General features: G+C 45.7%; 10 protein-coding genes. 5 read left to right on the top strand and 5 right to left on the bottom strand.

Translation table 11 applies throughout. The features are described from left to right. Position 1 precedes the first annotated feature (1 nt). From QZ135_RS02195 to QZ135_RS02175, 5 genes are all read left to right on the top strand, one after another. Positions 2 to 1,630 (top strand): RagB/SusD family nutrient uptake outer membrane protein, encoded by a 1,629-nt coding sequence (locus QZ135_RS02195; RefSeq protein WP_294605540.1) that lies wholly within the window; start codon positions 2 to 4, stop codon positions 1,628 to 1,630. 13 nt (positions 1,631 to 1,643) lie between these two features. After that, positions 1,644 to 3,059: a sulfatase-like hydrolase/transferase gene (locus QZ135_RS02190; protein ID WP_294605538.1), complete on the top strand. Its 1,416-nt coding sequence runs from the start codon at positions 1,644 to 1,646 to the stop codon at positions 3,057 to 3,059. 270 nt (positions 3,060 to 3,329) lie between these two features. Beyond that, the gene (locus QZ135_RS02185; protein ID WP_294605536.1) at positions 3,330 to 3,596 is read left to right on the top strand and encodes a hypothetical protein; all 267 of its coding nucleotides are present in this window, start codon (positions 3,330 to 3,332) and stop codon (positions 3,594 to 3,596) included. A gap of 65 nt (positions 3,597 to 3,661) precedes the next feature. After that, complete coding sequence (locus tag QZ135_RS02180; RefSeq protein ID WP_294605534.1) at positions 3,662 to 5,275, top strand: alpha-galactosidase; 1,614 nt, start codon at positions 3,662 to 3,664, stop codon at positions 5,273 to 5,275. 12 nt (positions 5,276 to 5,287) lie between these two features. Then, positions 5,288 to 7,051 (top strand): alpha-L-rhamnosidase, encoded by a 1,764-nt coding sequence (locus QZ135_RS02175; RefSeq protein ID WP_294605532.1) that lies wholly within the window; start codon positions 5,288 to 5,290, stop codon positions 7,049 to 7,051. A gap of 42 nt (positions 7,052 to 7,093) precedes the next feature. Here QZ135_RS02175 and QZ135_RS02170 read toward each other — a convergent pair whose 3' ends face one another. The 5 genes from QZ135_RS02170 to lpdA all read right to left on the bottom strand — a co-directional run. Further along, positions 7,094 to 7,597, bottom strand: a complete 504-nt coding sequence (locus QZ135_RS02170) for a flavodoxin (protein WP_294605531.1) — start codon at positions 7,595 to 7,597, stop codon at positions 7,094 to 7,096. Between the two features lie 17 nt (positions 7,598 to 7,614). Next, positions 7,615 to 9,651: an alpha-ketoacid dehydrogenase subunit alpha/beta gene (locus tag QZ135_RS02165; protein WP_294605528.1), complete on the bottom strand. Its 2,037-nt coding sequence runs from the start codon at positions 9,649 to 9,651 to the stop codon at positions 7,615 to 7,617. 18 nt (positions 9,652 to 9,669) lie between these two features. Next, complete coding sequence (locus tag QZ135_RS02160) at positions 9,670 to 10,977, bottom strand: dihydrolipoamide acetyltransferase family protein (RefSeq protein ID WP_294605526.1); 1,308 nt, start codon at positions 10,975 to 10,977, stop codon at positions 9,670 to 9,672. Between the two features lie 69 nt (positions 10,978 to 11,046). Continuing rightward, positions 11,047 to 11,796 carry a lipoate--protein ligase family protein gene (locus tag QZ135_RS02155; protein ID WP_294605524.1) on the bottom strand — a complete coding sequence of 250 codons (750 nt, stop codon included), beginning with the start codon at positions 11,794 to 11,796 and terminating at the stop codon, positions 11,047 to 11,049. After that, positions 11,796 to 13,095: dihydrolipoyl dehydrogenase (gene lpdA, locus QZ135_RS02150; RefSeq protein WP_294605522.1), on the bottom strand; the 1,300-nt coding region annotated here is incomplete at its 5' end. The genes lpdA and QZ135_RS02155, both read right to left, overlap by 1 nt.

Raw genomic sequence — 13,095 nt, 5'->3', positions numbered from 1 at the left:
CATGAAAACTTTCAATAAACTAATATCACTTGCAATCATTTCCATGACAAGCCTTGTCTATACTGCTTGTAGTGACAACTTTTTCGATCGCTATCCTACCGATTCCATGCAGATGGAAACTTATCTGAAAAACGATACCGAATTGCAAAATATACTCTTCAATGGTTATTATCATTTGCAGGACATTACCTTAAATGTCAACTACGTCAATAGCCTGGCTACGGACGAAGGATACGACTACAAGAAAAACAATTCTGTGGATCATATCAACCTGAACGAAAGTACATGGGACGCAACATTAGGAATCACCAGTGAGATATGGGAACATTGTTTCAATATGATAAACCGCTGCAACAACGTACTCCTGAAACTGGACAATGCTACTGCAGCAAACAGGACGCAATACGAAGGTGAGGCCAGCTTCCTCAGGGCCTACGCTTATTTTACGCTCGTAAGGCTTTTTGGACCGGTACCTATTACTAAAATGCCAATTGAGGACTACTCCACCCTCTACAGTTATGGACGCAGTAGCGTGGACGAAGTCTACAGCCTAATAAAAGAAGATTTGACAAAGGCCATAAATAACCTTCCCGAGAACTATTCCGCCGACAATATGAAGGGACGGGCAACAAAAATAGCAGCCTATACCATGCAGGCGGATGTCTACATGACATTACAAGATTTCACCTCGGCCCAAAAGTCTATAGAAAACATACTAACCTATGCCAATCAAAATAGTGAACGACTTGGTTTGGAAAGTGATGTCCTACGAATCTATGCCTCGAATAATCCCATGGGAAAAGAGATCATTTTTGCGGCGCAATACAACAATGGTGCAACGGTGGTGGCCAATCCGCTGATGGGACGCTCCATTCCGGCTGCTACGCCATCTACCCAGCCCGCCTATATCTATCCGGACGGGACAAAATCGACCATTACCACTTCACAGGGCACCAGTTGTATGCTGATGACATGGGAGCTTTACAATGAATTTAAAGCTAACAACAATGACCAACGTTTCCAAAAGTTAGTCTATAACGGAATTTACACAAATGAATATGTATCGGTAGCCAGCGAAGAAGTGGATGTAACTCAAGAAGGATACACTTATCTCCCTGTCACATTGAAATACTTCGATTTCGGGAATGAAGGTATGACAACCTGCGCATGCGGCAACGACAACATTATATACCGCTTTGCAGATGTATTGTTGATGTACGCTGAGTGCCTGAATGAAACAGGAACTCCCGAATCTGCCTCCAACTACCTGAATCAAGTGAGGGCGCGTGCCGGACTGGCCAATACAACAGCCACTACACGGGAAGAGATGGATATAGCCATCGAAAATGAAAGAATGTTAGAGTTATGTTTCGAGGGGCACAGGTGGTATGACTTGGTTCGGAAAGGAAGAATTACGGAAGTGATGGAAAAACACTTTGCCCACCGTACACAAGGACTCAATCCCACTCTTCAGTCCGGTAATAATGGCATGACCGTAAGCAATGCATCCGATGTCACCGGCACTCCCGGCACATGGAAGTGGACGGGTTCATCTGCCGCTATCCTGTTTGGGATTCCTTATGACCAAATTCAACTATCGGGAGACTGGAAACAGAACGAATTATATTAACAACCTATAAAACATGAAAAAGAATCTTCTTGCCAGCAGCCTATGTGCTGCTGGCATAATATTACCGCAAATAATCTTTGCCAGTGACAAGAATGGAGAAGTAAGCCCTGATAAACCGAACATCATTTTCATCTTAGCTGATGATATGGGATATGGCGACTTGTCCTGTTATGGAAATCAATATGTGAAAACTCCGAATATTGATCAATTAGCCGAAACAGGAACACGGTTTAACCAATGCTATGCAGGAAGCGGCATCAGTTCGCCATCAAGATGCGCATTGATGACAGGCAAAAACACAGGAAATACCCGTATAAGGGATAATATGTGTACAGCCGGGGGAATTGCCGGAGTCAAGATAAATCCGAATGGTGATTCTACCATCGTCCGAAGAGCCAACCTGTTGCAACAAGACACGACCATCGCCACCGTACTGAGTGCGGCAGGCTATCGGACTTGCCTGGTAAACAAATGGCACTTGGACGGATACGACAAAGAAGCCTCACCTAATCATCGCGGATTTGACGAGTTTTATGGATGGACTATCTCTACCGTACACAGCAATTCTCCTTATTATTATCCCTATTACCGTTTTCACGGCGACTCGCTCATTCATATCCCTGAAAATGCAGATGGGAAACATGGCATCCACAACAATGATTTGAGCACCAATGATGCCATTGCCTTCATTCAAAGAAATAAAGACAACCCATTCTTCCTCTACTTAGCATTCGATGCTCCTCATGAACCGTATAACATTGACCAAACCGGATGGTATGAAGGACAAGAAACATGGGAGCCGGACACCAAGCGATACGCCTCGCTAATAACTCACATGGATGCTGCCATCGGACGGTTATTGGATAAACTCGAACAACTCAACCTGCGGAAGAACACTCTGATTATTTTTGCCTCGGACAATGGAGCCGCCATTCAAGCCCCCATTAAAGTTTTGAATTGCAACGCAGGTTTCAAAGGCCGGAAAGGAATGCTCTACGAAGGAGGAATCAGAGTGCCTTTCATCGTGAACCAACCCGGGAAAGTACCTGTACAGACACTTGACAACATCATCTATTTTCCTGATGTAATGCCTACATTAGCCGCATTGGCTAAGGGGACAGCATACTTGCCAAAACATATCAATGGCATAAACATCTTGCCTCTCTTTTATGGAAAACAGGTTGATACAGACAACCGCTTACTATATTGGGAATTCCCGGGTAAACAACGTGCCGCCAGAAAAGGAGATTGGAAATGTGTAACCATCAGACCTAACCAACCTTTAGAATTGTATAACTTGAAAGAGGATCCGGAAGAAACAAACAATCTTGCAGAAAAACACCCGGAAATGGTAAGAGAATTCGATCTAGAAATGCAAAAGATGCACATACCTACCCCAAACTGGCCTCAGCCAGGAGAAGTATTCTGACACTTATTGAAATAGCAAACAAAAAATGAGGGCTTAAAGTGCCCTCATTTTTTGTTTAAGGTGTATACATCACCATTATGAGCTAAATTATACAGGCATATACTAATTTATAGCTTGCTAGTACCTTCTGTACAAAAATACAGTTTTTTGAACTGGAATACATTCCCTAACCTTCTTAAAGTTCCGACATTTGGATAATGATAAATATCAATCATAACCATATGATATTAATCAGTTGAATTTATTCGACTTGAATCTTTTTATATAATTATGTACTCAATAAAAAACATTCTTATTACTTTACTGTCAATGCTTATTCCAGGCAGTGCAATTATGGCACAATATCAGAATGTGCAGGAGAAGGCCCCTCTGGTAAATGTACCTTTAGCTCTTTTCAATGGCATCACTACCAAACGGATGCATCAAGGACGTATGCAAATTATCCTCCGCAGTAATCGGAAAGCAGGTGAAGTAAAACTGGGAGTAACTTCAAACAATTTAAAAGGAACCCTTCGGCTAAAGACAGCTATGAATTAAGGAAGGCAGACATATACAAATTCAAATTAATTGATTAACTTTCGGACATAAAAGTAAGAATATTCATGAAAAGACATTTAATGACAGGGGGGCTTCTGGCTCTTATACTCGCTACAAGTTCTTGTACATCAACCCACGAAGAAAAGACACCGGAATCCTTTCCACCACCTCTGATGGGTTGGAGTTCTTGGAACACCTACCATGTGAATATCAATGAAGAGTTGATAAAGAAACAAGCAGATGCTTTGGTTGCTCATGGGTTGAAAGACGCCGGTTATCTATATATAAACGTAGATGACGGATTTTTCGGCTGGCGAGATGAAACCGGAAAGATGCATGCACATCCCGAACGCTTTCCTAATGGAATGAGACCTATATCCGACTACATCCATTCATTAGGTCTGAAAGCAGGTATCTATTCGGATGCAGGCGACAACACCTGTGGTTCTATTTACGACGATGATGCCAACGGAATAGGCTCCGGCCTCTACGGGCACGAGCAGCAGGATATGGACCTTTATCTGAAAGAATGGAACTATGACTTCATCAAGATAGACTATTGCGGTGGCAGAGAATTAGGGCTTGATGAAGAAAAGCGCTACACAACCATTTGCGAAGCAATCAAGAATACCGGACGCACCGATGTTTCCATTAATATTTGCCGATGGGCTTTCCCTGGTACTTGGGCAAAAAACATGGCGCGCTCCTGGCGCATCAGTCCGGATATACGTCCCCGCTGGGAATCCGTGAAGAACATTATCCGAAAGAATCTCTATTTATCAGCTTATGCCGGTGAAGGGCATTATAATGATATGGACATGCTGGAAGTCGGTCGCGGATTGAAGCAGGAAGAGGAAGAAGTACATTTTGGAATGTGGTGTATCATGAGTTCGCCCCTTCTTATTGGTTGCGATATGACAACCATTCCTGAAACTTCATTGGCTTTACTGAAAAACAAAGAATTGATAGCACTGAATCAGGATCAGTTAGGACTACAGGCCTACGTGGTACAGCATGAGAATGAAGAATATGTATTAGTGAAAGACCTTGAGCAAAAGCGGGGACTTGTGCGTGCCATAGCTCTGTATAATCCATCGGATACTGTATATAATTTCGATGTTCCTTTCGAAAAACTGGAGATGGGGGGAACGGTAAAAGTCCGCGATGTAATACAATGCAAGGATTTGGGAAATATGACAGACTGCATCCGGTTATCAGTTCCTCCACATAGTGTTGCAATATGGAGATTGGAAGCAGAAAAGCGCCTTGAACCGACTCTTTATGAAGCAGAATGGGCCTATCTGCCTTGCTATGATGACTTGGGAAAGAAGCCTAAACAGATATTCTATGCCGCATCTCCGGCTTGTTCCGGCAAGATGAAAGTATCAAATATCGGAGGCAGTGAAGAAAATATTGCCGAATGGAAAGAAGTGTACAGTGAGAAAGGAGGCGAATATGATATGACTATCTATTATAGCTGCGACAAAAACAGGAAACTGGAAGTATCTGTAAATGGAACAAAGACAGAAATAAAAGACCTGAATAGCAGCAACAAAGAAAAAGTAACATCCGTAACCATTCCTGTAATTTTAGTAGCCGGTAACAACGTAATCCGTATGGGAAACAACTTCGGATGGGCACCGGATATTGATTGCTTTAAGTTAAGTAAACGACAGTAATAAAGAATTTATATGATAAGAATAGCAATAACAGCAATAGCTTTATGCGTAGCAGGAGTAGCAAAAGCCCAAACTTACATTCCTCTCGTTTTTGGTGCAGACAGCCTGAACATCCATCCAGATGAAATAACACGCCTATATATACCTCCCCAGAAGGTCATGTGGATTAGCAATGACTCTTTAGTCAACAATACAGAAGTCCTGCTTCTCCCTGGGACCGGGCAAACAGAACTTGGTAGGAGGAATATGTGCTCCATGCATACCACAGAAAGTGATACCGCCTCTATCCTACTGGACTATGGACGGGAATTGCACGGAGGCTTAAAACTTGTATTGGGTTCGGCAAAGCCCTGGCGGCCCGCCTCGATACGCATTCGTTTCGGAGAATCCGTAAGTGAAGCCTGTAGCCAAAATGATGGCGGCAAACGGAGAAAGGGATATTCCACAAACGACCATGCCATGCGTGATATGACTATGCAGGTTCCAAGTGACGGACAAATAGAAATAGGAAGCACCGGATTCCGTTTTATCCGTATCGACTGTCTATCCCCCAATACAACTATGTACCTGAAAGAAGTACCCGCTATTTTCCGCTACCGGAATATCCCTTATCTGGGTTCATTCCGTTGCAACGATCAGCGTCTGAATGATATATGGATGACAGGAGCATACACCGTTCACCTGAATATGCAGGAATATTTATGGGATGGCATAAAGCGTGACCGCCTGATATGGCTGGGCGACATGCACCCCGAAGTAGCAACCATTATGAGCGTATTCGGGCATAACGAAGTAGTAAACAAGAGCATAGACCTGGCTTGCGAGCAGTTCCCCCTGCCCCAATGGCTGAATGGAATCAGTACTTATTCGATGTGGTATCTGATTATCCAGCATGAATGGTACATGCATAATGGAGATATCGATTTTCTACGTCACCACCGTGCTTACATAACCAGAGTAATCGACCGTATTGATGAGTGCGTAGACGAGGAAGGCAATGAGAATCTGGCAAAACAACGTTTTCTGGATTGGCCGTCAAGTCCTAATCAGCCGGGGGTTGAAGCAGGATGCAGAGCATTGCTTGGCTGGGCCTTGAAAGATGCAGAGATATTATGCAATCTACTGGAAGAACAGGAACATGCAAAAAAATGCCGTGCCATCTCCAAGCGACTGAAAAAGCAGATAAAACAGCCTAACGGTTTGAAACAAGCAGCCGCACTGATGTCCATCGCAGGATTAATGAAACCTGAGCAAGCATGCAGCGAAGTGATCTCAGTAGGTGGCGCAAAGGACTTCTCCACTTTTTATGGTTATTACATGTTGCAGGCCCTTGCGCAAGCAGGCGAATATCAACAGGCTCTCGACATTATCCGCCAGTATTGGGGTGGAATGTTAGATTTGGGAGCAACCACTTTCTGGGAAGATTTCAATCTGGACTGGACACATAATGCAGCCAGACTGGATGATTTCGTCCCCGAAGGCAAAGACGATATTCACGGAGACTTTGGTGATTATTGTTATCCCAGTTTCCGCCACAGTTTCTGCCATGGATGGGCTTCCGGGCCTACTCCTTGGATGACACAGCATATTTTAGGCGTCGAGATAGTGGATGCAGGTTGTAAGACTCTACGCATCACTCCTCATCTTGGAGATTTGGAATGGGCGGAAGGAACTTTCCCCACGCCATTAGGCGTGGTCTACATCAAGCATGTGAAAGGAACTGATGGAAAAATAGTTTCTACGGTCAAAGCTCCCGACGGAATAAAGGTATTATAAGAAATAGTTAAGGGGCTTATTAAAAGAGCCCCTTAACCTATATCAGAATTCTTCTTTCAACTGTTCGCACCAATCAGCAATCCGCTTATCCGTCAGCTTCGACTGATTCTCTATATCAATCACTAACCCACACCATTTACCATCGCGCAAGGCTCTTGAATGATTAAACGAGTATCCCTCTGCCGAGGTGAACCCTACAAGCGTAGCTCCCGCCTTCTCAAAAGCCTCAGCCAGGATACCCAGTCCGTCCACAAAGTTATCGGGATAACCTATCTGGTCACCAAGTCCGAAGAGGGCCACTTTCTTACCTTTCAAATCGAGGCTTTCTATTTCCGGCACCATTTCATCCCAGTAGGTGGGCAGTTCACCGTCAAACCAGGTGGAGGCACCCACTATCAGGTTGTCATAAGCCTGGAAATCATTTTGCCAAGCCTTTTCTATCAATATCATTTCCACTTCTTTATGCCCAAGTTTCTCACGTATCTTTTCAGCTATATGAGAAGTCTTGGCAGCATTCATTGCATAAAATAATCCTATCTCTTTCATAATTACTTCGTTTTTAATTAATATTCCAACAGTTTTCTGGCTACTTCATAAATCTTATTTGCATCCGGCAGAATAGCGCGTTCCAGTATCGGATTAAAGCCAACCGGGGTAAAAGTGGAACCTACCCGCTGCACCGGCGCATCCAGATAGCGGAATAAATCCGTACCGATACTGGCTGCAATTTCACCACCGAAGCCGGCAAACACTTTATCTTCGTGCACAATTAATGCCTTACTCGTTTTCTTCACCGATTCATAGATGGTTTCCTTATCCAACGGGATAAGAGAACGGATGTCAATGACTTCCACACTCCAACCACCTTCTTTCTCTAAGCGCTCGGCCACATTCAAGCAAAAGTGCGTAGTGTTACCATAAGTAATGATACTCAAATCAGAGCCTTCACGGCGGATACGCGCTTTGCCAAACGGAACTTCAAAATCATCGGGAACGATAGTTGAAGCTTCCACCGAGTTATATAAAGCCTTAGGTTCGAGGAATAAAGTGAAACCTCTGGAGCGCATACTTGTGCGGAGCAGTCCGGCGGCATCATCAGCAAAAGAAGGACAGACAATCCGGGCACCGGGCAATGTAGCCAAAGCTCCCTCAATATTCTGCGAATGATACAGTCCGCCACCGATATATCCACCGGAAGCCAGGCGCAAAGTCACATTAGGCACAAACTTTCCGTTACTGCGCCAGTATTCATGCGTACACTCCACATATTGCTCCACGGCAGGCCAGAAGTAATCGGCAAACTCAGCACCTTCTATCACTACACGAATTTTAGGGTCAAAGCGGCTCATACCATTGGCCGTGCCCACAATATAGTCTTCAGCAATAGGCGCATTGAACACACGGGGCTCACCGAATTCCTGTTGCATGCCTTTAGTCACATTGAAGACACCACCTTTATCCCTGTTTGCCACATCCTGCCCCCAGATAAAAGTATCGGGATTATGACGAAACTCCGCTTTCAACGTTTCATTGATGGCAGTTACCATAAATTTCTTCTCTCCTTCCGTCTCATGGTGTGTTCCGTCCTTATATTTTTGCGGTTCATAAGGTTCCGGCAACACATAGTCGAAAATGGTTTTCGGATCGGGGTCAGGAGCCGTGAGCGCTTTGCGATTAGCCGAGATAAGCTCTTTCTTCGCCTGCTCTTCTATCTCCTTCAGTTCTTCTTCGGTGAGGCGTTTGTAGCGTAACAGCATCCGGCGGAACTTCATCAACGGGTCAGCCTCTTTCACATAAGCCAGTTCATTCTCATCCCTATACAATGTTTGTTTATCGGAATTGGAGTGCGAACCGATACGGACACAATTGGCATGCACAATAACCGGAGTCCGGTTCAGCAAGGCATGTTCACGGGCTTCGGTCATGGCATTCATGGAGTCGAACACATCTTTTCCATTGCAATGGATAATCTTCAGGTTCTTGAAACCTGAAAAGTTATCCGCCACTTTACGGGCTGCGGTCTGGTCTTTCTTCGGAACGGATATGCCATATCCATTATCCTGCCATACAAAGATAACAGGCAGGCGCTCGAGACTGGCACCGTTGACAGCCTCGTAAACAAATCCTTCGGAAGAAGCAGACTCACCATGTGAGGTGATGACCACTCCTTTGTGGTTGTAGTACACCATGGCACGGGCCACACCGGCGGCATGAAGGTCGTGCGTACCCGTTGCCGAAGAGATGTTCTCTATGTGCCATTCGGGTTTAGCAAAGTGATTGGACATGTGGCGTCCGCCGCTACCGGGGTCGGTAGCTTTGGATATGCCATTCAATATCAGTTCTTCAGCCGTCATTCCGGCAGAAAGGGCGGTAAGCATATCGCGATAGTAAGGGAAGAGAAAATCTTCTCCTTTGGTGAACACCTGTCCGATGGCTAATTGTATTCCGTCATGTCCGGTATACGGTGCATGGAAGGACCAGCCAAGAGATTGCAACAGATAGGCAGGCGCTTTTTCATCGAGTGCACGTCCCAACGTCATCAGGTAATACCACTTCTTCAGAAGCTCCACATCTGTGGTTTTTATATCATACTTTTTCATTTTCGTCAAGGTGTTAGTTTATTCTTTCCAGTTTTCCAGATACTCCTTTATATAATAGAGGAAGTTGCCGCCCAATGAACCGTCCACCACCCTGTGATCATAGGAAAGGGATAGGTACATCTTATGTCGTATGGCAATTACGTCACCTTCCGGTGTTTCTATTACGGCAGGTTTCTTCTCGATATAGCCCACGCCCAGAATGGCTACCTGGGGTTGGTTAATGATAGGCGTACCGAACAGGGACTTAAACGTACCGAAGTTGGTTATCGTGAAAGTACCTCCGGAAATATCATCGGGCATCAGTTTGTTGTCACGGGCTTTGAGAGCCAGAGAGTCTATGGCTACAGCAAGTCCGTTCAGGTTCAGCCGATCGGCATCGCGGACAACAGGAACAATCAGGTTGCCGTCATTCAGAGAAACGGCAATGCCGATATTGATATGCTTCTTAAACAGGATGTTGTATCCCTCCACCGAAACATTCACTTGCGGATAGGCAACCAATGCTTTTGCCACAGCCTCGGTAATGGCAGGCATATAGGTGAGTTTCACACCTTCCTTCCGGAAGAAAGCATCTTTATTCTTATCACGCCACTTCACAAGTTTGGTTACATCTACTTCCACCACATTGGTTACATGAGGAGAAGTATGTTTCGACATTACCATGTGGTCTGCTATCACCTTACGCACGCGGTCCATTTCTTTCACTTCCACGCCCTCTGTTGCCTGAACATTAGGGGCAGGAGCATTGTGATGCACTTCGGAAGTAGTGGCAGAAGCCGGCTTCACAGCAGACTTTATAGTAGCAGCCGCATTACCTCTTTGCTTCCTGACGATATAATTCCTGATATCCTTTTTACTGACGCGCCCCTGGTATCCGGTACCCGGCACAGTATCCAGTTCTTCCCGCCGGATACCAAACTCACGAGCCAGCAGAAGAACGACGGGAGAATACCAACGTGCTTCTTCCGATTGGACAGCTTTCGCCTGGGGAAGTTGTTGTGGCGAGGCAGTTTCCGGAGGAGCCACCTCAGCTTTTTCATTTATAATTTCCGGGCTGCTTTGAAGCGGTTCTTCACCACCTTCATCGCCCATATTAACGATGGCAACCACCGTGCCCACAGCTACGGTATCTCCTTCTTTAAATAAAATCTCGACAACTTTACCTGCCACCGGAGAGGGTACTTCCGCACTGACTTTAGCAGTATTCACTTCAAACAAGACATCATCTTCTTTAACGATGTCACCTACTTGTACCGACCACGAAACGATGGTACCTTCGGTTATACTTTCGCCTAATTTAGGCATCTTTATTTCAAATCTCGACATATAGTTAAGTTTTAGGTTTGGGGGTTATTATGTATATACAACAAGTAACTGAATAGTAAGTTTTTTAACTTAGGCAGAAGTTAATGCGGATTTATGATATATCCACTCCTGCGAAGCATACTTCTCCGCCTTCAACCGTTCGATGGCTTCCAAATCTCCGGCGGAGAAGCGGTAGATACGGTTATCGTCATCATCTATGAATGAATGGAAAAGCAGATGCATAAAGCGTTTGACATCCATAGGCCCGGACAAAAACTCTTTTACGTTAGCCACCTCGCTCCGCACAGAAGGTACGGCACGTAAGGTGCGGGAACCCGGCAAGCGGTTCTCTGCATCGGGCTGACCGCTCAATGCACCATTCAGCACATCCAAATCGGTGGAAAACAACAAAGTACAGTGATACATCACCCGGTCTTTGTGTATGCACTGCGCACTGCCCGATATTTTCCGTTCGTCCACATAAATGCCCAGACGCTGGTCGGCATATGCCGCGATGCCCACCTTCTCAAGGAAGTCGACCACCAGTTGCAGGTAATATTCAAAATCCGGTTGCTTCCTGGTTTCAATAAAGCTCAGGTTGATGTTTCCCCGGTCGTGATACACGGCGCCTCCACCGGAGAAACGGCGTGCCAATGCTATTCCTTTTTCGTGCAAGAACGTTTCGTCCACCTCCGCCGCCACACTCTGATGCTTTCCTATCACAACGGAAGGTTCCGACTGCCAAAGCATAAAGAAGTTGCCCCGCTTCTGCTTCAACAAATACTCCTCTGCTGCCAGATTAAAATAAATATCCGTACAGCGATTATCAATGCAGAACATTATGCAAAGAGTGTTTCATGGAAGATTTCGCCGACCGTCGGGTGTGGGAAGACAGTCTTCTGAAATTCTTCTACCGTATATCCGTGCTGCACGGCAATTCCGGCAAGTACAATCAACTCGGAAGCCGGATTGCCCAGCATGTGGCAGCCTATTATCCGGTCGTCATCATCCAGTATCAGTTTGCAAAGCCCGTTTCCCTGTTCATTCTCGGCTACGAAACGGCCGGAATAGGCCATCGGCAATTTCTGTACATGATAACTGATGCCGGCGTTTTTCAGTTCTTCTTCGGTCTTACCTACACCGGCCACTTCGGGATTAGTATACACTACGCCCGGCACACAATCATAATTCATCCGGTCTGCCACCTCCAGAATATGATTGATGGCAACCTCACTTTCGCGAATGGCAGTATGTGCCAGCATAGAATGTCCGGTGATGTCGCCACAGGCATATACCCGCGGATGGGAAGTTAGCATGTGTTCATCCACTTTCACACCGTTACGCAACAGTTCTATGTTCAGTTTATCCAAGCCCACTTGCAGCAGGTTGGCTTTCCGGCCTACGCTGACCAATATCTTTTCAGCCTCGATGAGCGACGTTTTGTCATCCTTTTCAATAGTGACTCCTTCGGGACTGACCTCAACCACTTTTGTATTCAGATGGAATTTAACTCCGTGCTTCTGATATTCCGAACGCAACATACCGCTGGTTTCTTTATCCATAGCGCCCAGCACTTCGGGCATCATCTCGACCACATACACCTGTACGCCCATACTGTTGAAGAAAGAAGCAAATTCCATCCCGATGACGCCGCCACCGATGATGACCAGTGAAGATGGCAGCACAGTGCTCTCAAGGGCCTCTTTCGACGTCCAATAATCAACCCCGGACAGACCTTTGATAGGCGGGATAACCGTATCGGAACCGGTACACACCAACAGATAGGTTACTTCGTACATCTCCCCCGCTGCCGAAACCAGGAAGCGTCCGTCCGCTTCGCCCGCAATCACAGCTTCGTGAGGCACAATGACAGCACCATAGGAGTTGACCGTCATCTGCACACCGCCGGTCAACTTTTTCACAATCTTATCCTTGCGGGCAATCATCTTCTGCATATCGAACGCCGAACCGTCGGGCACAGAAATGCCATACTTCGATGCGCTTTTCATATTGTCCCACAACTTGGCGGAGTAGAGCAGAGTCTTGGTAGGAATACACCCCTCATTGAGACAAACTCCACCAATGGCTTTCTTCTCAAATAAGACTGTTTGCAGTCCGTTTGCAGCCGCTCTTTCGGCT

Source organism: uncultured Bacteroides sp. (assembly GCF_905207245.1).
Lineage (GTDB): Bacteria > Bacteroidota > Bacteroidia > Bacteroidales > Bacteroidaceae > Bacteroides.
Note: the sequence above shows the minus strand (reverse complement) of the source record. Positions and strands in the feature narration are given on the sequence as shown.

What these genes read in the sequence shown, in the direction of transcription:
- QZ135_RS02190 (WP_294605538.1), top strand. Translation starts at nt 1,644, where the DNA reads ATGAAAAAGAATCTTCTTGCCAGCAGCCTATGTGCTGCTGGCATAATA.
- QZ135_RS02195 (WP_294605540.1), top strand. Translation starts at nt 2, where the DNA reads ATGAAAACTTTCAATAAACTAATATCACTTGCAATCATTTCCATGACA.
- QZ135_RS02170 (WP_294605531.1), bottom strand. Translation starts at nt 7,597, where the DNA reads ATGAAAGAGATAGGATTATTTTATGCAATGAATGCTGCCAAGACTTCT.
- QZ135_RS02185 (WP_294605536.1), top strand. Translation starts at nt 3,330, where the DNA reads ATGTACTCAATAAAAAACATTCTTATTACTTTACTGTCAATGCTTATT.
- QZ135_RS02155 (WP_294605524.1), bottom strand. Translation starts at nt 11,796, where the DNA reads ATGTTCTGCATTGATAATCGCTGTACGGATATTTATTTTAATCTGGCA.
- QZ135_RS02175 (WP_294605532.1), top strand. Translation starts at nt 5,288, where the DNA reads ATGATAAGAATAGCAATAACAGCAATAGCTTTATGCGTAGCAGGAGTA.
- QZ135_RS02180 (WP_294605534.1), top strand. Translation starts at nt 3,662, where the DNA reads ATGAAAAGACATTTAATGACAGGGGGGCTTCTGGCTCTTATACTCGCT.
- QZ135_RS02160 (WP_294605526.1), bottom strand. Translation starts at nt 10,977, where the DNA reads ATGTCGAGATTTGAAATAAAGATGCCTAAATTAGGCGAAAGTATAACC.
- QZ135_RS02165 (WP_294605528.1), bottom strand. Translation starts at nt 9,651, where the DNA reads ATGAAAAAGTATGATATAAAAACCACAGATGTGGAGCTTCTGAAGAAG.